At 61.5% G+C, this 22,005-nt stretch carries 18 protein-coding genes and 2 pseudogenes; 11 read left to right on the top strand and 9 right to left on the bottom strand.

Going from position 1 to position 22,005, the window contains the following annotated elements:
* Window positions 1-3 precede the first annotated feature (3 nt).
* Complete coding sequence (locus tag F2982_RS13910) at window positions 4-1,269, bottom strand: polysaccharide biosynthesis/export family protein (RefSeq protein ID WP_203428155.1); 1,266 nt, start codon at window positions 1,267-1,269, stop codon at window positions 4-6.
* A 75-nt stretch (window positions 1,270-1,344) separates the two neighbouring features.
* Window positions 1,345-2,025, bottom strand: a complete 681-nt coding sequence (locus tag F2982_RS13905; RefSeq protein WP_130284044.1) for a sugar transferase — start codon at window positions 2,023-2,025, stop codon at window positions 1,345-1,347.
* Window positions 2,026-2,810: 785 nt separating this feature from the next.
* Here F2982_RS13905 and F2982_RS13900 point away from each other — a divergent pair.
* Together F2982_RS13900 and F2982_RS13895 are read left to right on the top strand one after the other, a co-directional pair.
* Window positions 2,811-3,095 (top strand): exopolysaccharide production repressor protein, encoded by a 285-nt coding sequence (locus tag F2982_RS13900; RefSeq protein ID WP_112720024.1) that lies wholly within the window; start codon window positions 2,811-2,813, stop codon window positions 3,093-3,095.
* A 109-nt stretch (window positions 3,096-3,204) separates the two neighbouring features.
* Window positions 3,205-4,202: pseudogene (locus F2982_RS13895) on the top strand (glycosyltransferase family 2 protein).
* Between the two features lie 3 nt (window positions 4,203-4,205).
* Here F2982_RS13895 and F2982_RS13890 read toward each other — a convergent pair.
* Window positions 4,206-5,165, bottom strand: coding sequence for a glycosyltransferase family 2 protein (locus tag F2982_RS13890; protein ID WP_203428154.1), 960 nt, complete (start codon window positions 5,163-5,165; stop codon window positions 4,206-4,208).
* 106 nt (window positions 5,166-5,271) lie between these two features.
* The gene (locus F2982_RS13885; RefSeq protein WP_203428153.1) at window positions 5,272-5,496 is read right to left on the bottom strand and encodes a hypothetical protein; all 225 of its coding nucleotides are present in this window, start codon (window positions 5,494-5,496) and stop codon (window positions 5,272-5,274) included.
* A 201-nt stretch (window positions 5,497-5,697) separates the two neighbouring features.
* On the opposite strand from F2982_RS13885, the gene F2982_RS13880 reads away from it, so the two are divergent.
* From F2982_RS13880 to F2982_RS13850, 7 genes and pseudogenes are all read left to right on the top strand, one after another.
* Window positions 5,698-6,816: an acyltransferase gene (locus F2982_RS13880; RefSeq protein ID WP_112720021.1), complete on the top strand. Its 1,119-nt coding sequence runs from the start codon at window positions 5,698-5,700 to the stop codon at window positions 6,814-6,816.
* 3 nt (window positions 6,817-6,819) lie between these two features.
* A complete protein-coding gene (locus F2982_RS13875; protein ID WP_203428152.1) occupies window positions 6,820-7,611 on the top strand; it encodes a glycoside hydrolase family 16 protein in 792 nt (263 codons plus the stop codon).
* A gap of 80 nt (window positions 7,612-7,691) precedes the next feature.
* Window positions 7,692-8,834 (top strand): annotated as a pseudogene (locus F2982_RS32165) (glycosyltransferase); the annotation flags it as partial.
* 60 nt (window positions 8,835-8,894) lie between these two features.
* A complete protein-coding gene (locus F2982_RS13865; RefSeq protein ID WP_203430074.1) occupies window positions 8,895-9,890 on the top strand; it encodes a glycosyltransferase family 2 protein in 996 nt (331 codons plus the stop codon).
* Window positions 9,890-10,816 carry a glycosyltransferase gene (locus tag F2982_RS13860; protein WP_203428151.1) on the top strand — a complete coding sequence of 309 codons (927 nt, stop codon included), beginning with the start codon at window positions 9,890-9,892 and terminating at the stop codon, window positions 10,814-10,816. Before F2982_RS13865 ends, F2982_RS13860 begins: the two co-directional genes overlap by 1 nt.
* Entirely contained in the window at window positions 10,813-11,817 is a 1,005-nt protein-coding gene (locus F2982_RS13855; protein ID WP_203428150.1) for a glycosyltransferase family 2 protein, read from the top strand. The genes F2982_RS13860 and F2982_RS13855 overlap by 4 nt, the downstream gene beginning before the upstream one ends.
* Window positions 11,818-11,823: 6 nt before the next feature.
* The gene (locus F2982_RS13850; protein WP_203428149.1) at window positions 11,824-14,181 is read left to right on the top strand and encodes a polysaccharide biosynthesis tyrosine autokinase; all 2,358 of its coding nucleotides are present in this window, start codon (window positions 11,824-11,826) and stop codon (window positions 14,179-14,181) included.
* On the opposite strand, the gene F2982_RS13845 is transcribed toward F2982_RS13850, so the two are convergent.
* Complete coding sequence (locus tag F2982_RS13845; protein ID WP_130284062.1) at window positions 14,182-14,961, bottom strand: metallophosphoesterase; 780 nt, start codon at window positions 14,959-14,961, stop codon at window positions 14,182-14,184.
* Window positions 14,962-15,147: 186 nt separating this feature from the next.
* Here F2982_RS13845 and F2982_RS13840 point away from each other — a divergent pair, with 186 nt between their 5' ends.
* A complete protein-coding gene (locus tag F2982_RS13840) occupies window positions 15,148-16,233 on the top strand; it encodes an acyl-CoA dehydrogenase family protein (protein WP_203428148.1) in 1,086 nt (361 codons plus the stop codon).
* On the opposite strand, the gene F2982_RS13835 is transcribed toward F2982_RS13840, so the two are convergent.
* The gene (locus tag F2982_RS13835) at window positions 16,234-16,704 is read right to left on the bottom strand and encodes an Rrf2 family transcriptional regulator (protein WP_112720013.1); all 471 of its coding nucleotides are present in this window, start codon (window positions 16,702-16,704) and stop codon (window positions 16,234-16,236) included.
* Window positions 16,705-17,136: 432 nt separating this feature from the next.
* Here F2982_RS13835 and F2982_RS13830 point away from each other — a divergent pair, with 432 nt between their 5' ends.
* Window positions 17,137-18,297, top strand: coding sequence for a porin (locus tag F2982_RS13830; RefSeq protein WP_203428147.1), 1,161 nt, complete (start codon window positions 17,137-17,139; stop codon window positions 18,295-18,297).
* Between the two features lie 105 nt (window positions 18,298-18,402).
* Here the strand turns inward: F2982_RS13830 and F2982_RS13825 are convergent, their stop codons facing one another.
* The 3 genes from F2982_RS13825 to katG form a co-directional block, all read right to left on the bottom strand.
* Window positions 18,403-18,858 carry an Rrf2 family transcriptional regulator gene (locus F2982_RS13825; protein WP_162708777.1) on the bottom strand — a complete coding sequence of 152 codons (456 nt, stop codon included), beginning with the start codon at window positions 18,856-18,858 and terminating at the stop codon, window positions 18,403-18,405.
* 79 nt (window positions 18,859-18,937) lie between these two features.
* Complete coding sequence (locus F2982_RS13820; RefSeq protein ID WP_130284070.1) at window positions 18,938-19,441, bottom strand: hypothetical protein; 504 nt, start codon at window positions 19,439-19,441, stop codon at window positions 18,938-18,940.
* Between the two features lie 367 nt (window positions 19,442-19,808).
* On the bottom strand, window positions 19,809-21,998 hold the full coding sequence (katG, locus tag F2982_RS13815; RefSeq protein WP_203428146.1) for a catalase/peroxidase HPI: 2,190 nt from the start codon (window positions 21,996-21,998) through the stop codon (window positions 19,809-19,811).
* Window positions 21,999-22,005 lie beyond the last annotated feature (7 nt).

Genomic DNA, 22,005 nt, shown 5'->3' with positions numbered 1-22,005 from the left:
CTTCTATCGCATCGCGACCCCGGCCGTGACCTTGATCAGGTCGCCCGGCTCGAGGGCCATGTTCTCCTGCACCGGAATTTCCTTCGACTGCCCGTCGACTTCGCGGACGATCGAATAGTTGATATTCGCGGCATTCTCGGGGTCGAAGCGCGCTGCATCGCTCGATTGCGCCAGCGCCTCCGACATCAGCGCATCGCTGGTCGAGAGTTTCAGGTTGAGCGTGTCGAGCTCGGATTCGGTATCCTGCAGCTCCTGGGCAAGCTTGGCGTCCCAGTCGTTGCGCAGCGTGATCTCATCCTGGTTGGCCTTGCTGATATCCTGCTTGGCCTTCAGTGAATTGGTATCGATATCGAGAAGCGTTGCCTCGATATCGGCGGCGCGTTGTTCCGCCGTCAGTTTGCGGGCGCTGAGCGCCAGACCCTTTTCGGCAAGATTCTCGATCTTGTCGCGGTCTTCCTTGGCGAGTTCGAGCTGACGCGTCTGCGTTTCGGTCTTCTTCGCCAGAGATTCGATTTCGGCCTGCAGCAACGATTTCAGGTCGTCGAGCGCCTGAAGCTGCAGCGTCAGCCGCTTCTTGCGCGTATCCTTCAACGCCGCTTCGCTGGCCATCAAGGCTTTGCCTTCCGGCAAATCCTTGAGTTCCGCCGGCATGTCGATGGCATCGCTGTTCTGCGTCTCGGCCTGCAGACGGGCACGGCGCGCGATCAGCCGGTTCTTTTCCGAGGTGTAGACGACGGCGTCACCCTTGGCATTGATGAAGTCGCGCGCAAAGCGCTGGCCGGCGTCGGCGCGGCGAAGTCCGCCCGCAAGGCTCACGGCTTTGACCACCGTGAGATTGGGCGCGAACGGATATTCGCCGGGCTTTTCGACATCGCCTGTCAGAAACACGGGACGGAACTCGGCAAGTTCAACAGATGCCGAGGGCCGGTCCTTGAGACCGAACTGCTTTTGCAGCGCGGTACCGATTTCCTGCGCGATCGCGTCCGTCGTCTTTCCAGAGGCTGGGAGGTCGCCAATGAACGGCAGCGAGAGGCTGCCCGACGGGCCGATCGAGTAATCGCCGCTGACCACGGACCAGTCGCGGATCGCGCCCTCCGCCGTCTGCCATTCGGCAACGCGGATGCGCAGCTTGTCCATCGTGCCGAGCTGATAGTCGGCAGCGCCGGCAAGTCCGGCTGAGCCGATCAGAACACCAAAGCCCGCCACGATGGCGAGACTGGAGGTAATGGACCGGCGTGCCGTGAAGCGGCGAAAAAGGAAATCTTTCATTCAGTCTTCCTCGTGAATTTGCACGGCAAGCCAATCGGCGGCACCGTGCGAACGTATCGAGCTGTGGAAGCGGCGTTAGTAGCTACCGCGCTGCATGCAGACGGCAGGGATCGTCCGGGCGATGATCATGACGTCACGCGTCAGAGACCAGTTTTCGACATAGTGGGTGTCGAAGGCGACACGCGTGGCATAGGAGACGTCGTTGCGTCCACTGATCTGCCACAGGCCGGTGAGGCCGGGACGTGCCTGAAGATAGAAGACGGCCGAAGACTCATAGAGCTCCAGTTCGTCACGTACGACGGGACGCGGCCCGACGACGCTCATTTCGCCACGAATGATATTGATGAGCTGCGGAAGCTCATCAAGGCTGAGCTTGCGAAGCACGCTGCCGATCACGGTCACCCGCGGATCGTCCTGCAGCTTGCGCGTCGCACGCCACTCGTCCATTGCCTTCGGATTGTTACGCAGGTGCTCCTGCAGCACCCTGTCGCCGTCGGTGACCATGGTGCGGAATTTCAGGCAACGGAATTCCTGTCCGTTATGTCCGATACGGCGATGACCATAGAAGGCCGGCCCCTTATCGGAGAGTTTGACGAGCAGCATCACCATCAGGAAAATCGGGCTCAGGAAAACGAGGCCGAGTGATGCAGCGGTAATATCGAATGCGCGCTTCATGATCCCGCCTGTCGGCGGAAACACGTTTGCATGAACCACGCCAAAGAATGGCGTACTGTCCGATCTCGTCGCAGACTTCATAGAGTTAACTCCACTTATGTTTGCCGTTTGGTCGGTAAGCCCAGATCGCTGAGGTAGCGCTGACAGGTTCGGAGTGTATGGGCGGATTTTGTTTTTTTAAGCCACAATTTGAAGACGGGTGTGTAACAGGGGGCTTTTGGAAACCGTGTTCACCTTTTTCTTTCTTTAGGATTAGCTCAAATTAATATGCAACGCATGCAATGTTTCCGTCTAAGTCGGCTGCACTGCACTAATGCCGTCGGAGTTTGCTTTGCGCTGCAAAAAGACTGAAGAACAAATCCTTTCGGGAAATTCGAAAAGCATTTGCAAAAAGCCCGCGGCCACTATCGCGAGTACCGAAATGTTATTTGCGCGTAGCCGCATATATTGCGTCGCACCATCCATTTTGCACTGCACACTCAAATCGTTTTAGATGAAATCTTTGTAATAAAAGTTGAACGCATAGAGCTCTCAGGCGTTGTCCTGACAATGCAAATGTGGCGCGAGCCGAGGCGTGCAATGCCCCATTGCAGACAACCTTGGGTAAGGCCTTGCCCTTTTCTGACGTACGGCCCGCAAATCGCATGGTTACCGGCCGTCCGGCGATTTTAGGCAAAGCTGGGAGGAAATCTTAAGCGGAGCACTGTAGAAAACCTGCAACGGCCTACGAAAGATTGAAGGTACTAATGCTTTCGTTCTGTTGAAACTCAGGGCCTGCTAAAATATATCGAGTAAAGGGTCCTTAGGAGGAAGCCCGAGTTCAGTGACTGTTCATTGAACCAACCTCCTAAAGGGAGGCAAACGTCATGTATGCACCTCGCGTTTTCGTTAGCATGATCGGCGCGCTCGCCGTTTTTGCCGTGGCAACCTATGTGTTGAACGGTTCCCTGACGACGACTCTCATACAAACGGCGATCTGCGCGGTTCTCCTGCAGATAGGCTACTTCGGTGGCGTACTTTTCCTCGTGTGGAAGGAAGCGCGTGCGCGCAATGCCGCCAAGGGCATGTCATCCGCCCTGGCGCCGGCGCGTGACGACAAGGACAAGATCCCGGTCAGCCCCTTCAACAATTCCGAGCCGTTCAATCAGTAAGCGGCCCTCGCCTGGCCGTCCCGGGCGGCGTAACATCTTTTGAAGACCTCTCGCATTGCCCCCGCGGCGCTGGCGTCCTAACTGTTGCGGCAACAACGGAGGGCACGACGTGGTTGCAAGCGTATGCGTGATCATCGCCGCCAAGAACGCGGCAGATACGATCGGACTGGCCGTCAATTCGGCTTTGCGCGAGAAGGAAGTGGCCGAAGTCGTCGTCATCGACGACGGCTCCAGTGACGGCACGGCCGATGCGGCGCGCGCCGCGGATGATGCGAGCGGACGGCTGAACGTCGTCTCCTTCGAAAAGAATCGCGGCCCCTCGGCAGCCCGCAATCATGCGATCGAGATCTCCACCGCACCGCTGATCGCCATCCTCGATGCCGACGATTTCTTCTTCGCCGGCCGCTTCAGCCGCATGCTGGCCGAAGACGACTGGGATTTCGTCGCCGACAACATCGCCTTCGTCGATTCGGAAACGGTGACGCGCGCCCCGGAGCAGCTCGACCGTTTTCCCGACCGTCCCTCTTCCTCGATCTCGTCGCCTTCGTCGACGGCAACATTTCCAAGCGCGGCGTGCGCCGCGGCGAGATCGGCTTCCTGAAGCCGGTCATGCGCCGCAGCTTCCTCGATGCGCACAAGCTGCGCTACCGCGAGGAGATGCGTCTCGGCGAGGATTACGAGCTCTATGTCCGCGCGCTCGCCAACGGCGCCCGCTACAAGGTCATCCATTCCTGCGGCTATGGCGCGGTCGTGCGCGGCAACTCGCTGAGCGGCAGCCACCGCACCGACGACATCCGCAAGCTCTATGAGGCCGATCGCGCGATCCTCGCCTCCTGCAAGCTGAACGCGGGAGACGCGGCGGCCGTGCGCCGTCACGAAAGCCATGTGCGCGGCAAATACGAGCTGCGCCATTTCCTAGACGTGAAGAAGCAGTCCGGCCCGGCAGCGGCGCTGAGCTATGCGCTCGCCAATCCGGGTGCCGTCCCGGCGATCGCCGGCGGCATCTTCATGGACAAGACCGAGCGCTTCCGCAGTCCCGGCGGCGTCGAGATCGCGACGCGGGGTGCCGGCGGCCTGCGCTACCTGCTCCCCTCGCCGGCCGACTGACGGCTATTTCGAGAACTTGCCACCCGCGAGCTTGAAGGCGCTGGCAAACAGCGCCGGATCGCGGCATGCCCAATGGAACAGCAGGCGGAAATCCGGCAGGCGCGCCTTGCGCATCCGCTTCGCCTGGCTCCACAGCGCCATCTTGCGCGCCCGCGTCTTGTAATCCTTGATCGTCGAGATCTCCTTCGGCCGCGCCGCGAAGCGCGTTTCCAGCCGGTCGAGCGCCATCCAGGTGATGAACTGCTGCTTCAGGAACTGCGGCGATTCGTTATCGACGCCGTGGAAGATGTTGATCCCCTCGCCGCGCAGTGCCCCAGCCTCGCCGCAGAGCAGCACCTGGCGGGCCGCCAGCATGCAATCGCAGAAGAACAGCACGTCCTCGGCCGCGAGCCGCAGCGCCGCATCGAAGCGAACCGTCTCGATCAGCGGCCGGCCGATCACCATGCAGGACATGTGCAGGAACGCCCAGTTCTTCAGCATGACGCCGGCGATATCCGGCAGCTCGATGATCAGCGGCGCATCCGAAAGCCGGTGCGCGCCCTCGCTCTTTTCGAGATCGGCGATGCCGAAATGATAGTCGAATTCCTCGCCGCCATGGATCGACGCCCAATAGCAATCGCCATCAAAGCTCTGCATCGCCGAATAGGCGTTCTGCAGATGGTCAGGCGTCCAGATATCGTCCGAATCGAGAAAGGCGGCGTAGCGGCTGGCAGCCGGGACATTGTCGAGGCCGGTATTGCGGGCGCCGCCCGGCCCGGCATTCGCTTGGCGGATGACGGTGATTCTCGACCGCTCCTCGGCCCCAAGCGGCTTCAGCTCGTCCTCGGCCGGATAGGGCGACTGGTCGTCGACCACGAGAACATCGAAATCCCTGTAGGTCTGCGCAAAGACCGAAGCCAGCGCCCGCCGCAGGATACCGTCCTCGCGCTGGTAAAACGGGATGATGATCGTAAAGGTCGCCATTCTTTCTCCTGACAGGCCAGAGCGGTGAGTGCGCATCTAGCGCCGGATCATCCGGGGGCAAGTTGCTGCGCCGCAGCATGATGAAGGGCATTCCGGCCGAAATTTGTCAAAGGCAGACATCAGCGATACCAGCGGCGGCTGTGCCGATTAGACCCAAATGGGGGTGATCCGAACACATTTCAGCCGCAATCCGGGCCTGCGCATTGTAACAAAACACAGGACATCCTTCACTAAAGCGGAAAAACTTTTCCACGCGGGTCACGCTTCTCAACAGGCGGAAACGTTTTATGATCACTTTCGGAAATACATTGGCGCAAAGGCCCTGCAGCATATTTGCAACTGCCGTAACGGCACCCGACACGCCATGGTAGCTGCGATTTCGCTCCGTTACAAAACGAGACTCGCGATCACTTTTTGCTGCAGTGCCATATTTTCTTCCGGCAAAACGCTCTAGCTTTTCGTCTGCGGGCCAGAGTCTGCTCTTTGAAACGGCTGCAGGGGAGGTGCAGCTCCAACAGGGGTGACAGATAACGTGAACGTTGACGCTAACGTATCCTCGCGGATCAACCTGATGCGCATCGTGCTCATTTCGGGCATTGTGTTCGTCCACATACCATTCGACCCTGCGAATACGCCGTTCAATGGAAACTACGGTTTCTTCGATTGGCTGCGGGTGTTCCTGAGCGAAGCGCTCTTCCGTGTCGGGGTCCCGTGCCTCAGCGCCATTTCCGGCTACCTGCTGTTTCGCGGCGGGATGGAAGGCTTCAACTATACGAAAACGGTGCGCACCAAGGCGCAGACCGTCTTTCTGCCGTTCCTGATCTGGAACACGCTGTTTTTCATCGCGGTCCTGGCGATCCTCGCGGTCGGCATCGGCGACGGCTATGTCATCAGTCCCTATCAATCGAGCTTCCGCGAACTGCTGAGCCAGCTGTTTGCCGCCGAAGCCTTTCCGGCGAATATCCCGCTCTACTTCCTGCGCGATCTCTTCGTCTGCATCCTGATTTCGCCGATCCTCGCGTGGCTGGTGCGCCGCGCGCCGCTTCTGACGCTCTCGACGCTGCTGCTGCTGGCGCTCGTGCCGCAGCTGTCGCTCTACATCGTCATCAAGCGCTCGATCCTGTTCAGCTTCACCTTCGGCATCTATGCCAGCCTCTACAAGCTGGACATCAAGGCGCTGGACCGCTTCGCCCCGCTCGGCGTCTTCCTGCTCTTCGCATTCTCGGCGCTGCTGGCGACCGCCATCTATGCAACCGGCCCGTCGATGCCCGACTGGGTGGAACTGTCGCGTAATGCGCTGGCGATCGGCGGCGCCGCCGGCTTCTGGATGCTGTCGGCACTGCTGATCAAGACCTCGGTCGGCCAGCGCCTGTCGAAGACCGGGAGCCTGAGCTTCTGGATCTTCTGCGCCCACTACCCCCTGCTCATCCTGCTCTTCATGGTCTGGGGCAAGACGGGCGTCGATTTCTACCCGCTCTTCTTCTGCGGCTGCCTGCTGGTGCTTTTCCCGCTGCTGGCGCTCTCGAACGGCCTGGTGCGCAGCAATGCGCCGAAGCTCTACGCCGTTCTGACCGGCGGCCGGACGAAGAAGGGTCCCCACTCCCCATCCCGCCGGGATATCCCGGCCGATTTCGTTCCACAGCAAAGGTGAGACATGACGACCACAATCGCCCATGCGCGACTGCTTTGGCTGACTTTGACTGCGGGTGCCGCCCTCGCCGGCGCCCTCCCCGCATCTGCCCAGCAGGCAACAGGCACATCCTTCGTCGATGACTTCGACAAGATCGACCGCAGCGTCTGGTATATTTCCGACGGCTGGAACAACGGCGCACATCAGAACTGCACCTGGTCGAAGAATCAGGTGAAGACCGAAGACGGAAAGCTGGAACTGGGCTTTGCCGAAGGCAAGTCGAAGGACCGCAACTATCTCTGCGGCGAGATCCAGACCAAGAAGCGCTTCAGCTACGGCACCTACGAGGCCCGCATCAAGACCGCGACCGGCCCCGGCCTGAACTCGGCCTTCTTCACCTATATCGGACCGGCCGACAAGCAGCAGCACGACGAGATCGATTTCGAGGTGCTCGGCAAGGATAGCGGCACCGTTCAGGTGAACCAGTATATCAAGGCCAAGGGCGGCAACGAGAAGCTGGTGCCGGTCGGAAAGCCCGCCGATCAGGACTTCAACGACTATGCCTTCGTCTGGGAACAGAACCGCCTGCGCTACTACCTGAATGGCAAGCTGGTTCAGGACGTCACGGATCCCAGCAAGATCCCGCAGAGCCCGCAGAAGATCTTCTTCAGCCTCTGGGGCACGGACACGCTGGCCGGATGGATGGGCAAGTTCGCCTACACCCAGCCGACGACGATGCAGATCGACCGGATCGCCTATACGGCGCCCGGCGACAAATGCCAGTTCCCGGAATCGATTGCCTGCACGCTCAACTGAGCGTGCATCTGGTCTCTGAGACTTGCCTAGCACACCCCGAAACGGACTCCGGCAGAGCCGGTCTACGCACAGGAGCATTGATGCTGAAAGTCCTTTATCTGGTGCATGATCTGGCCGATCCGGCCGTGCGCCGCCGCGTGCTGATGCTGACCGAGGGCGGCGCTGCCGTCACCCTCGCCGGCTTCCGCCGCGGCGACAATGCACTTGCGGAGGTGAGCGGAGTAAAGCCGATCGAGCTCGGCCGCACGGCCGACGGAAGGTTCGCCCAGCGCATGGGCGCGGTCGCAAAAGCGGCAATCCGTCTGCGCGGACTGTTGAAGGGCGTCGAACGCCCGGATGTCATCATCGGCCGCAATCTGGAAGCGCTGGCCGTCGCCGACCGCGCGAGCGCAATCTTCGGCGGCGTGCCCGTGGTCTATGAATGCCTCGATATCCACCGCCTTCTCCTGAGCGACAAGGCGCCGGGCAAGGCGCTGCGCCGGGCCGAGGCCCATTTCGGCCGCAACGCCCGCCTTGTCCTGACGAGCTCGCCGGCTTTTATCGAAAACTACTTTGCCCCGAAATCGGCCCTGAAGGCGCCGATCGCGCTTCTGGAAAACAAGGTGCTTTCGCTGGCGGGAATGCCGCAGGCCGCCTCGCTGCGCCTGCCGCCGCAACAGGGCGAGCCCTGGAAGATCGGCTGGTTCGGCGCGCTCCGCTGCCGCAAGTCGCTGAAACTGCTTGCCGATTTCACCCGCCGCATGGAAGGCCGCGTCGAGGTCATCCTGCGGGGACGCCCGGCCTATTCCGAGTTCGAGGATTTCGACGCCTTCGTCGCGAGCGAGCCCTATCTGAGCTTCCGCGGTGCCTACAAGAACCCGGAGGATCTCGCCGATATCTATGGCGAGGTGCATTTCTCCTGGGCGATCGACTTCTTCGAGGAGGGCCAGAACTCCTCCTGGCTGTTGCCGAACCGGCTCTATGAAGGCTGCCTCTATGGCAGCGTGCCGATCACCGTCGAGGACACCGAGACCAATCGTTTCGTCGCATCACGCGGTCTTGGCCTGACGCTTCGCGAACCATCCGCAGTCGAGCTTCAGGCGATGTTCGAGGGGCTGACGGCCGAGCATTACGGCTCGCTCTCCTCGGCGGTTTCGTCCACCGACCGCCGCACCTGGATGACCGACCGCGCCGATTGCCGCGCGCTCGTCGACACACTCTCCAATCTTGTTCCGGCCGCTGCCGAGGGGCGCGCCGCCGGTTCCGTTGTCCCTGCTCCCGCAGCTCAAGAAGGGTTGACTGCAATGAAGACTGATGTTTGTTCCAGCGTCTCCAGCCTCATCATCATTCCCTGCCTGAACGAAGCCAAGCATATCGAGCCGCTGATCGAAAAGCTCGATCCGGCGCTCGAAGAGCTCAATGCCCGCATCGTCGTTGCCGATGGCGGCAGCACCGACGGCACCCGCGAGATCGTTGCCCGCATTAGCGAGAGCGATCCCCGCGTCATCCTGCTCGACAATCCGCGCCGGCTGCAGAGCGCCGCGATCAATCTCGCCGTCAACACCTTCGGCCGCGACTACGAATATTTCATCCGCATCGACGCGCATGGCGACTATCCGGACGATTATTGCCAGCGCCTCGTTGAGGAAGCCGAACTGACGGAAGCCGATTCCGTCGTCGTCGCCATGGAGACGGTCGGCTTCGGCATTTTCCAGAAGGCGACGGCCTTCGCCCAGAACTCCAAGCTCGGCAATGGCGGCTCCAAGCATCGCGAGGGCGCCGAGGGCCATTGGACCGATCACGGCCACCACGCGCTGATGCGCGTCAACGCCTTCGACACCGTCGGCGGCTACGACGAGACATTCAGCCATAATGAGGACGCGGAATTGGACTACCGTCTGAAAAAGGCGGGGTTCGGCATCTGGATGACCGACAAGACGCGGATGATTTATTATCCGCGTTCGAGCGTCAAAACGCTCTTCCGGCAATATCTCGGCTACGGCCGGGGACGCGCCAAGAACATCCTGAAGCATGGCAACTTGCCGAAGCTTCGTCAGATGCTGCCGCTTGCTGTCGTGCCGGTCTTCATCGGTGCGTTTCTTGCCGTGCTGAACTGGATCGCCGTGATCCCCTTCAGCCTGTGGGCAATCGCCTGCGTCGGCTACGGCTTCTGGATGGCCGTCGGCCAGCGCAATCCTTACGGGCCGCTCGCGGCCTTCTCGGCCATGGTGATGCACTTCGCCTGGTCGGCCGGTTTCTGGATGGAGCTCCTGAGCTTCCGCAACCGGAAGGTCTCCTGATGAAGGACCAGATCATGCAGATCGACATTGGTGTTTGCACATACCGGCGCGCGTCGCTGGACGAAGCCCTGCTTTCGCTCGCCGTCCTCGCCGTCCCCGAGAATGCCAGGCTGCGCATCATCGTTGCCGATAATGACCAGACCCGGAGCGCCGAGGGCCGCGTCGAGGCGCTGCGCTCGACCATTCCCCATGAGATCGCCTATGTGCATTGCCCGGCATCGAACATCTCGATCGCCCGCAACGCCTGCCTCGAAAATGCGACGGGCGACTACCTCGCCTTCATCGACGACGATGAGGACGCATCCGAGAACTGGCTGGTAGAGCTGCTGCACACGGCTGAAAAGAGCGGCGCCGATGCCGTGCTCGGCCCTGTCCGCAGCGTCTATTCGCAGACGGCACCCGCCTGGATGCGTGAGGGCGATTTCCACTCCACCCTCCCCGTCTGGGTCGATGGCGAAATCCGCACCGGCTATACCTGCAACGTCCTTCTCAACCTGAATTCGCCGCGCGTCGCCGGCCGCCGCTTCAATCTGGCGCTCGGCAAGACCGGCGGTGAGGACACCGAATTCTTCAGCTACATGCATCACGACGGCGGCAAGATCGCCTTCGCGCCGGAAGCCCATGTCTATGAACCGGTTTCGGAAAACCGCGCCGGCCTCTCCTGGCTTGCCAAGCGCCGCTTCCGCTTCGGCCAGACGCATGGCCGCCTGCTGCAGGAAAAGAACAGCGGTTTCGCCCGCCTGAAGCATATCGGCCTCGCCACCGCCAAGGCCGGTTACTGCCTCGGCGTCGCGGCCGTCTGCATTCTCGTTCCGGTTCCGCGCTATCGCTACGTGCTGCGCGGCACGATGCATATCGGCGTCGTCAGCGGGTTGCTCGGCGTTCGCGAAATCCGCCAATATGGCGCTGTCGAGGGGGCTGCATGAGCGAAAAGCTGCCCGACATCAGCTTTATCATTGCGGCCTACAATGCTGCCGAAACGCTGGACAAGGCGATCGGCGGCGCTTTGGCGCAGACGGATGTGACGGTGGAAGTCATCGTCGCCGACGACTGCTCGAGCGATGCGACGCGTGCGGTCGCTGCTGCCTATGGCGGCAATGTCCGCCTCATCGCACTCGAAAAGAACGGCGGCCCCTCAGCCGCGCGCAATGCGGCGATCGATGCCGCCCGCGGCCGCTGGCTGGCAACACTGGACGCGGACGACACGATCGAACCCGATCGCCTGAAGCGCATGATCGCGCGCGCCGAAGCGGCTGGTGCCCAGATCGCCGTCGACAACATGCGGGTGATCCGCGCCGACGGCACCGCGCCCGAAACCATGTTCTCGCCCGCCGCTCTCGCCACGACGCCGGAGCTGACGCTTGCGAATTTCATCCGCTCCAACGCGCTGTTCCGCAACGAGCACAATTTCGGCTACCTGAAGCCGGTCTTCGAGCGTGCCTTCATCGAGCGGCATGGCCTGCGCTTCGACGAGAACCTGCGCATCGGCGAAGACTATCTCTTCCTCGCCTCGGCGATGGCGCTCGGCGCGACCTGCGTCTTCAAACCGGAGCCGGGCTACAACTATCACATCCGCGAGGGATCGATCTCCCGCGTCCTCCGTCTCGACCATATCGAGGCGATGATGGAAGGCGACCGCCGGTTTCTTGCCCGTCACAGCCTCGATGCCTCAGCGACAGACGCCCAGAAATTCCGCGCCCGCAGCCTCCGCCAGGCGCATGCCTTCCTCGAACTGGTCGAAAGCATCAAGCGCCGCTCCCTCTCCGGAGCGATCCGGGCGGCCTGGCGCGATCCGCTGGCCGTTGCCCATCTCAGAATGCCCATCGCAGTCCGTTTCAACCGCATGACGGCGGCCCTTCGCGGCGCTGCCGCTCAGAATACGGAAATCACAGTCACAGGCGGCGCTTCGCGCTCGCGCAAAGGATAAGAGCCCATGAATCAACGAAACCTGACCCTGCACAGCACAGTTCCGAAGGCCCCTGACGATTCCGATAGCTTTATCGACATCGATCGCCTGATCGCCATTGTGATCCGCCGGGCCGGTTCGATTGCGCTCTGCGTTGCCGCGCTTGTGGCAGTCGCCGCCGTCTACCTGCTGTTTGCGACCCCGCAATATACCTCGATGACGCAAATCCTGCTGGATGACAGCATGACCAAATATGCCGAGGATCAGGCACCCGCCGCCAGCTCCCAGCAGGTCGACATGCAGATCGCCAGCGCCGTCGAGATCCTGAAATCAACCGAACTGGCGCTGCGCGTCGTCGACGCCCAGAACCTTTCGGAAAACCAGACGATCCTCGATCCCGGCCAGGGTCCCGTCGATCTCGTCAAGTCCGGCCTCAAGGTCGTCGTCAGCGCATTGACGCCAGGCGGCCCGCCGGTCTCCGACGACGACGCCAAGGAAGGCCGCCGCCAGAAGGCTGCCGCCTTGCTGCAGCAGGCACTCAACGTTTCGCGCGTTACCCGCAGCTCGGTCATCGCGGTCTCCTTCCGCTCGACCGACAAGCTGCTCGCCGCGCGCATCACCAAGGCCTATGCCGACGCCTATCTGAACGACACGCTGAACGCCAATTTCGACGCCACCGAACGCGCCTCCGTCTGGCTCCAGGAGCGCCTCGCCGACCTGCGCAACCGTTCGCAGGAAGCAGCACTCGACGTCGCCAAGTTCAAGAGCCAGAACGGTCTCACTTCGGCCAACGGCGAACTGATGTCCGAGCAGCAGCTTGCCGACCTCAACAAGCAACTGATCGTCGCCCAGGCAGATACCGCCAGCGCCTCGGCCCGCTACAACCAGTTCAAGTCGATTGTCGATCAGGGACCTGAAGGCGCCGTCAACAATGCGGCGATCTCGTCCGGCCAGACCGACAATTCGGTCATCCAGGACCTGCGCACGCGCTATATCTCGGTCAGCCGCCGCGAAGCCGAGATCACCACCAATTTCGGCGCCGACCATCCGCAGGCCGTGCAGCTGCGCGGCGAAAAGGAAGACCTGACCCGCCAGATCTTCCAGGAACTGCAGCAGCTGACCTCGAGCTACCGCAACGAATTCGAAGTGGCCCGCTCGCGCGAAGCGTCGCTGCGCCAGAATATCGAGCACCTGACCGGCAAGAATTCCGAATCCAACGAATCGATCGTAAAGCTTAACGATCTGGAACAGCGCGCAACGGCGCTGAAGACGCTCTACGAATCCTACCTCGCCCGCTACGAGCAGGCGTCGCAGCAGCAGTCCTTCCCGATCGCCAAGGCCCGTGTCATCTCGGAAGCCGGCGTTCCGGCATCGCCGTCCAGCCCGAAGAAGACCATGACGCTGGGTCTCGCCATCGTGCTCGGTCTGATGGCCGGCGGCGCTCTGACGGCATTCCAGGAGTTCCGCGAACGCTTCTTCCGCGTCGAGGGCGATGTGCGCACGATTCTCGGCCTGAAGTTCCTCGGTTACCTGCCGCTGGTCGGCAAGCCGCCGAAGGAGCGCAAGGTCTTCAAGCCGCGCAAGGAGCCGCTGCCCAAGCCGGTGGAAATGCCGGCCGATGACGGCGCCAGCTTCGAGCGCATCATGCGCATCGTTCTCGAAGCACCGCGCTCGGTCTTTGCCGAAACGCTGCGCAACGCCAAGCTCGCCAGCGATGTCATGTTCCAGGGCAAGTCGGACCGCGTCATCGGCGTCGTCTCGGCGCTCCCCGGCGAAGGCAAGTCGACGACGGCGGCGAACTTCGCCGCGCTGCTCGCCTCCAGCGGCAAGCGCACGCTGCTGATCGACGCCGACCTTCGCAATCCCGGCCTGACCCGCATGCTGAAGCAGCCGCCGGAAAAGGGCCTTGTGGAAGCCGTGCTCGGCGAAATCCCGTGGGCCAGCGCCGTCAAGGTCGACAACCGCACCAAGCTTGCCATCCTGCCGGTCGTTTCCAACGACAACCTGATGCATACGAGCGAACTGTTGGCATCGCAGGGCATGTTCAACCTGATGGAAAACGCCCGCAAGATGTTCGACTACGTCGTCGTCGACCTGGCACCGCTCGGCCCGGTCATCGACGCCAAGGCCTTCGCTCCGCAGGTGGACGGCTTCCTGTTCGTTACCGAATGGGGCCAGACGCCGACGACGGTGGTGCGCGACATCCTGAACGCCGAACCGCAGATCAAGCAGAAGGTGCTCGGCGTCATCCTCAACAAGACGGATATGTCTGAGCTCAGCAAGTTCAGCAATTTCGGCGGCACCGAACGCTACCGCCAGAAATATGTGAGCTACTATACCGAGGAAATGCCGCGCAAACCGGAGCCGGCGGAAACCAGCGCCTGATTAGGTGGAGAAGATGTGGACCTGACCGCGCCAGAACCTGGCGACGGTCAGGCTGCCGCTCTTGAAGGCCCGGGTGTCGAGATTGAGCCGCATCGGCTGGATATCGGGCTCGGGCACCGGCGTATGACCATGTACGACGAGCTTCGGCAGCGACCGGTCGGCATAGAAGAAGCGGTCGCGGATGAAGACCAGATCCTCGTCGCTCTGCATGCTGAGCGGCACACCGGGATCGATCCCGGCATGAACGAAGAGGATATCCGGCGTATCCGCATAGATCGGCATGTCGCGCATGAAATCGATATGCGACTTCGGCAGCGACTGGCGGATAAAGGTGTCGAGCTTCGAGGTCGTCGGGAAGATCAGCGGCAGATGATCGGGATCGAGCCCATAGGACCGCAGCAGCGCATCGGCCCCCATCCGCATCCATTCGGTGTAGGAAATCTTGCCGTCGATGTAATCGAGCATCATGATTTCATGATTGCCGGTCAGGCAGATGCGATCGAAATTCTCCGGCGGCGGCATCATCAGATGCGAGATCACCTGCGCCGAGGACGGGCCGCGGTCGATATAGTCGCCGAGCGTGATGATCAGCTTGCGGCCCGGAAGGCGCGCCGCATCCCTGACGATCGTATGCTCCGCCATCTCCAGAAGGTCATGGCGGCCGTGGATATCCCCGATTGCATAGATCGGCATGTCGCCTGGATCGAATTGGAGGCGCTGCCGGGCTGGCGGTGACATGGTCTGAACCTCACGGTCGTCGTCTGCGAAAGAGTGAGCCATAATCGATCCCGGGCGATGCTGGAAGCGGTGACGTTCGAATTGTGAGCTTTACGAGATAGTTAGGCAAAGTGCCGCAGCTGACAAGCCGGTAGAAAAATTCAAACCATACCGATTTTGTAGAAAAACCGGCCTTATCAATCGAGGTAGGATCGATCACTCATACGGGCATCAGGAAGAGAATGACCGATGGGAACGATATCGCAACTGCACGACCGGCTGAGACCGCCGGCCGACCGGATCGAGAGCGAGGAGGCAGCCGTCGCCGCCGCCCGCAGGCTCGCCGCCGGTTTCCGCCGCCAATCGAGCGAGCGCGATATCAACCGCATTCTCCCCTTCCCCGAACTCGATGCCCTCTCGCTCTCGGGTCTGACCGGAATCACCGTTCCCCCGGAATATGAGGGCCTTGACGTCAGCAACGCGCTGCTGGCCGAGATCGTCGCGATCATCGCTGAGGGCGACGCCTCGATCGGCGAATGCCTGGCGATCCACTTCGCGGCTCTCGAAGGCCTGCGGCTGCACGGCGGCGAGGATCTGCAGCGGCTGTTATTCTCCCGCGCGCTATCGGGCGACCGCTTCGCTACGGCATCATTTCCCACCGATTCCATCACCACCTTACCGCTAGGCCATCGAATCGACGGCCGTAGCGCGCAGGCGCCGGGCGTGCTCTTCGCCGACTGGCTGGTCATATCAGGCGCGGCGGACAACCAGCTCCTCTACGTCAACCGCCGAAGCGAGGGACTGCAATCCGTCGACAGCTGGGATGGTTTCGGCCAGCGCACCAACGGAACCGCGCTGCTCGTTGCCGAAAACGTTCAGGCGCGCGCCGATGCGGCCGTCCGGCAGGGCGCACCGGCAGCTGCGATGACCGCCCTGCTCAATGCCGGCGTCGATCTCGGCATCGCCCGTGCTGTTCTGTCGGAATTGCAGGAGACCAGCGCCGTCCCGGCCGCGGCAGGCACCCTGATCGTCGGCATCGAGGCGGCAGCAGCCCTTCTGGAGCGCGCCGGGCACCGGCTCGATATCGCCCAGATCAATTCAGGCCCGGCAATCGCCGACGCCGAATTCTCCGCCACAGCCGCCCAAGCGCACGCGAGTGAGCTCGCGCTACGCACCGCGACGGCAATCTTCGAAATCGCCAAGGGAGATACGGGAGGCATCGGCCTCAATCTCGACCGCCACTGGCGCAATGCCCGCATCCGGGCGCTCGGCGGCAAGCTCGAACGCCTGCATGCCAAGGCGGCAGCCCATTACAGCCATAGCTGGGAAATCTGATCAGCTGGCAGCCGAAACCGGCAGCACCTCGTCCTCGCCGCCATCAGCAAGATTGCCGCCTTTGGCAACGAACTGTTCCAGCGTCATGTTGTCGAGAATATCGGCAATCGCATCGCGCACTTCGGTCATCGACCTGCGCACATGACAGGTTTCGGGATCCGAACAGTCGTCGCAGGCTTCATAAGCCGTGCGGCTGGCGCAGCGAATCGGCGCCAGCGGGCCGTCGAGCGTGCGGATCACATGACCGATCCTGATCTCGGAAGCCGGCTTCGACAGCGAGTAGCCGCCGCCCGGCCCCTTCTTCGAGCGCAGGATGCCGACATTGCGCAATTCGAGCAGGATCGTATCGAGGAACTTCTTCGGGATATTGTTGCGCGCCGCAACATCATTGATGAAGGCCGTCTCGCCGGGCGCCAGCTTCGCCAGATCGACAAGCGCCTTGAGCCCGTACTTTCCCTTTTTCGTCAACATCTTCGATAGCCCTGCACAATCCGCGCCATATGCTTTCGCTACTGCCAAATAACGCCGAAAGCGTGGGCACGCAACGAAATAGCCAGCTTTTATATAGGTTATGTCCAAATCTTTGCTGAAAGCGTCTTTTCGGCAGCACAAAAATCCGCCGCGGCCCGGATTTTCGTTGTTTTTCAATCATCAACGTCTTGTTTCCGCCCTCAGTTCCTCCCATATCTGCGCTTTCACAAGGCAATTTTGTGTCGTTTTGGCAACAGGGGTCGGCAACAGCGTGACTCAACCGTATCTTAGCTTGATACGGTTTGAGCGATGTGCGATCCAAATACTCGCGGGTTGCCGCTTTCCCCCGAGGGGATTCGACAAAACTGGGATGGGTTTTTGACGCTGATTTCTCGGCGCGATTTCCTGCGCCCGATTGAAAAAGGAACTGCTATGAACATTCGTTCTATTCTCATTGGTTCGGCGGCTGCGCTGAGCTCGGTGTCCGGCGCATACGCGGCCGACGCCATTGTTGCAGCTGAGCCGGAAGCTGTTGAATACGTTCGCGTTTGCGACGCCTACGGCACTGGTTACTTCTACATCCCGGGCACCGAAACCTGCCTCAAGATCGGTGGCTACCTCCGCTTCGACGTCGGCTTCGGCGCTGGCGACGCTTACAAGGACAACACCCAGGAAGACTGGCAGGCTCGTACCCGCGCTCACGTCGCTTTCGACGCCAAGAGCGACACCGAGTACGGCACGCTGACGAGCCGCATCGTTCTCGAATCCAACTTCCGCGGCGGCGCCGATGCTGACATCGGTGGCCTCACGGGCGGCAGCTCGACCGTTCTCGGCAGCAACCAGAACGCCACCGTTATCGACCAGGCATACATCGACATCGCTGGCCTGCGCGTTGGTAAGTTCACCAGCTGGTGGGACGACGACTTCTCGGGCGAAACCGATGCGATGGCGAACGTGACCAACACGAACGCTATCCGTTACCAGTACGACGCCGGCGACTTCTACGCTGGTGCCGCTCTCGAAGAGCTCAACGGCAACTCTGGTACGAACACCACCTCGCCGCGCAGCTCGCTCTTCATGGGCAACACTGACCAGCACGGCAACACGCTCGGCGTCGACGCTTCTGTCGGTGGCAAGTTCTCGAACTTCACCTGGGCTGTTTACGGTGGTTATGACGCCGGCAACCAGGAAGGTGCTGTAACGGCTCGCATCGGCGCAGACGTTGGCCCGGGCAAGGCTGAAATCGCAGCCATCTGGTCGAGCGGTCTCGGCGATGCAGGCAACGGCGGCAACGCTTACTACGCTAACGGCGAATGGACCGTTGTCGCTCAGTACGCTCTGAAGGCAACCGACAAGTTCACCATCACCCCGGCTGCTCAGTACACGAACAACATCGTGACCGACGCTGATGGCTCGTGGGATGACGGCAACATGTGGCGCGCTGGCGTTACGCTTGACTACCAGGTTGTTGAAAACCTGAACGCCAAGCTGGCTGCTACCTACGTCAAGGAAGACTACGGCAATCAGACCGTCGACGGCCGCAAGGACGCTGACTGGGTTGAAGGCTTCTTCCGCCTGCAGCGCGACTTCTAATGAATTGACGTGCGGTTAGAGACGCACGTCATGTGATCTGGTTGACCTCCGATCACAGTGAAGAAGCCCGGATTTCCCTCCGGGCTTCTTTTTTATGAGTGCTTTTCAGGAATGCGAGGCGGCTGTGAGCGCGGCGCGGTCGAGCTGATTGATCCTGTCGATGCAATCCTGGACCGTAACGCCTTCGAGCACGCCGGCGACAGCCTTGTCGGCCCGGGCGCTGAGCTGGTCGGATACTGCGCTGATATTGCGCGTGACCGAGCAGATGGTGGGAATGTTTTCGCGTGCCGACCACGCCTTCTGTTCCGGCAGAACGCTGCCATGAATCTCCAGAAGCTTGATATCGGGCGCCGGACGCGCCAGGCGGATACCGCCACTGACGCCGTCTGAGGAAATGAGTATCCCCGATTTCGACAGGGTCGAAACGATTTTCCGGACAAAACTGGGATTTGTATCGAGACTGGCTGCCAATTGCGGACTGGTCGTGCGAACGCCCGCGGCCTCATTGACCGCGACCGTCACGACGATTTGCAGCGCTGTTGGAAACCGTGTGTCACTCATCAATTGTGACATACCGCTGAAACAGCAGAAAATCCAGAACCACTATCGCCGATTGATACAAAATCGGCGATTGCAGGTCTTAGTGGCCGCGCTCGGCCATCTCAAGGCTCGCGCCATGTTCGGTGCCGAGCAGATCGGCAAGCGTCGACGACAGGTCGATCCCGTCGAGATCGGCGATAGCCGCCGTCCGGGCCTTGTCGATGATCGCGTCATAGAGATGATCGAAGCTGGTCTTCGGAAGCATCCGCGCCGGCGTGATGGCGGCATAGATCTCAGCAAGCGAAACCATGCGCAGCGACCGGGTGATCCGGTAGCCGTTGTCATCGCCGGAGACGATATCGGCGAACTTGAGGAGATCGAGGATGGCATCGGCGTCGTGCGCGCCCATACCGCCGATCCGGCGGATCTTGCGATGCGGCGTCGTGCGCGACAGCGTCTGGTTATAGGCGATCGTCAGGACGATGCGCAGCGCCTTCCTGAAGGTCTGGCTCGGCATCAGGTCGCTTTCATCCATTTCCCGCGCAGCGGGATAGGAGGCGATGCCGAAGAGGGTTTTAAACAACTCGGGGCAAGGTGTGGTCATGATCAGTGTCGAATAGCAATTTTTCGGGAGGAATTATCAATGCGGACGCCCGCGTGAGCGCCTGGGAGGTGGCGCCGCGGAACAGTGGACGTGAAAAGAACTCTTCGCGTTGTTTTCGGGATCGACCGCCGTGCGTTTACCGTACGGCCGTCTTGTCACTCGCGCGGCAAAAGATGCCAACAGCGATATATCACGAATCCACTGTTACGCCTCGCAACGGATATTTTCTACCCCCGGGAGCGGAACACAGTGTCCCAAAAATGTGATTAATCCCGTCGTAAATTAGTCAGGAATAAAACGGCTTAGCCGACGGAGCTGCCGTGAACTGGACGCGGCAGGGGCCGCGTCCAGTGCAATTTTCGATCGATCAGACGAGATCGAAACGGTCGGCGTTCATGACCTTGTTCCAGGCCGAAACGAAGTCCTTGACGAACTTCGCCTTGGCGTCGGACTGGCCGTAGACTTCGGCGATGGCGCGCAGCTGCGAGTGCGAGCCGAAGATCAGGTCGACGCGGGTACCGGTCCACTTGACGGCGTCGGTCTTGCGGTCGCGGCCTTCGTAGACGCCGTCCTTGCCTGCCAGCGGTGCCCACTTCGTGCCCATGTCGAGCAGGTTCACGAAGAAGTCGTTGGTCAGTGTCTCAGGACGCGAGGTGAAGACGCCGTGCTCGGGAGCACCGGCCTTCAGCACGCGCAGACCGCCGATCAGCACCGTCATTTCGGGTGCCGACAGCGTCAGAAGCTGCGCCCGGTCGACGAGGGCCTCTTCAGCCTTCATGAACTGCTTGCGCTTGCCGTTGACATAGTTGCGGAACGCATCGGCGCGCGGCTCGAGTGCGGCGAAGGATGCCGCATCGGTCTGTGCTTCGGACGCATCGGTACGGCCCGGCGTAACGGGAACGTTGACCGGCTGACCGGCAGCCTTTGCAGCCTTCTCGACACCGGCAGCACCGGCTAGAACGATCAGGTCGGCAAGAGAGATCTTCTTGCCGCCGGTCTGGGCAGCGTTGAAGTCCTTCTGGATGCCTTCGAGAACGCCGAGAACCTTGGCGAGCTGCGCCGGCTGGTTGGCTTCCCAATCCTTCTGCGGAGCAAGACGGACGCGTGCGCCATTCGCACCGCCGCGCTTGTCGGAACCGCGGAAGCTGGACGCGGATGCCCAGGCGGTCGAGACCAGTTCCTGCACGGAAAGACCCGTCGCCAGAACCTTTTCCTTGAGCGCTGCAATGTCGGCATCGTCGATCAGCTTGTGATCGACGGCGGGCACGACGTCCTGCCAGATCAGGTCTTCAGCCGGAACTTCCGGTCCGAGATAGCGGGCCTTCGGTCCCATGTCGCGGTGGGTCAGCTTGAACCAGGCGCGGGCGAAAGCATCGGCGAACTCAGCCGGGTTTTCCAGGAAGCGGCGCGAGATCTTTTCGTAGATCGGATCGACGCGCAGCGCGAGGTCGCTGGTCAGCATGGTCGGGCGATGCTTCTTCGAGGCGTCGAAGGCATCGGGAACGGAAGCTTCTGCATCCTTGGCGACCCACTGCTTGGCGCCGGCCGGGCTGGTGGTCAGTTCCCACTCGAAACCGAAGAGGTTTTCGAAGAAGTAGTTGCTCCACTGCGTCGGCGTCTGCGTCCAGGTGACTTCGAGACCGCTGCCGATCGTATCGCCAGCCTTGCCCGAGCCGTGGGTGCTCTTCCAGCCGAGACCCTGGTCTTCGATCGCGCTGCCTTCCGGCTCGACGCCAACGAACGATGCATCGCCTGCACCGTGGGTCTTGCCGAAGGTGTGGCCGCCGGCGATCAGCGCGACGGTTTCTTCGTCGTCCATCGCCATGCGGGCAAAGGTGTCACGGATGTCGCGGGCCGAGGCAAGCGCGTCCGGATTGCCGTTCGGGCCTTCCGGGTTGACGTAGATGAGGCCCATCTGCACGGCGCCGAGCGGCTCTGCGAGCTCGCGCTCGCCGCTGTAGCGCTCGTCGCCGAGCCAGGTGCCCTCAGGGCCCCAATAAAGCTCTTCCGGCTCCCAGACGTCGGCGCGGCCGCCGGCGAAGCCAAAGGTCTTGAAGCCCATGGATTCGAGCGCGACGTTGCCGGTGAGGATCAGCAGGTCGGCCCAGGAAATGCTGTTGCCGTATTTCTGCTTGATCGGCCAGAGAAGGCGGCGGGCCTTGTCGAGGTTGACGTTGTCAGGCCAGCTGTTCAGCGGCGCGAAACGCTGCTGACCCTGACCGGCGCCGCCGCGGCCGTCGGTGATGCGATAGGTGCCGGCGCTGTGCCAGGCCATACGCACGAAGAGACCGCCGTAATGACCGAAGTCGGCCGGCCACCATTCCTGCGAATCGGTCATCAGCGCATGAAGGTCCTTCTTCAGCGCTTCGAAATCGAGCTTCTTGAACTCTTCGGCGTAATCGAACGCTTCGCCCATCGGATCGGAGCGGACGTTGTGACCGTGCAGGACCTGCACGTCGAGCTGGTTCGGCCACCAGTCGCGGTTGCCGGGGCGATGCGCGGCATTGCCGTGCGGCACGGGACATTTGCCTGCGCTGTCGGGTTTTTGGTCGTCCATAGCGTTC

It is taken from the genome of Rhizobium sp. BG4 (assembly GCF_016864575.1).
Taxonomy (GTDB): Bacteria; Pseudomonadota; Alphaproteobacteria; order Rhizobiales; family Rhizobiaceae; genus Rhizobium.
The sequence above is the reverse complement of the archived record's forward strand: the minus strand, read 5'-3'. Positions and strand labels throughout refer to the sequence as shown.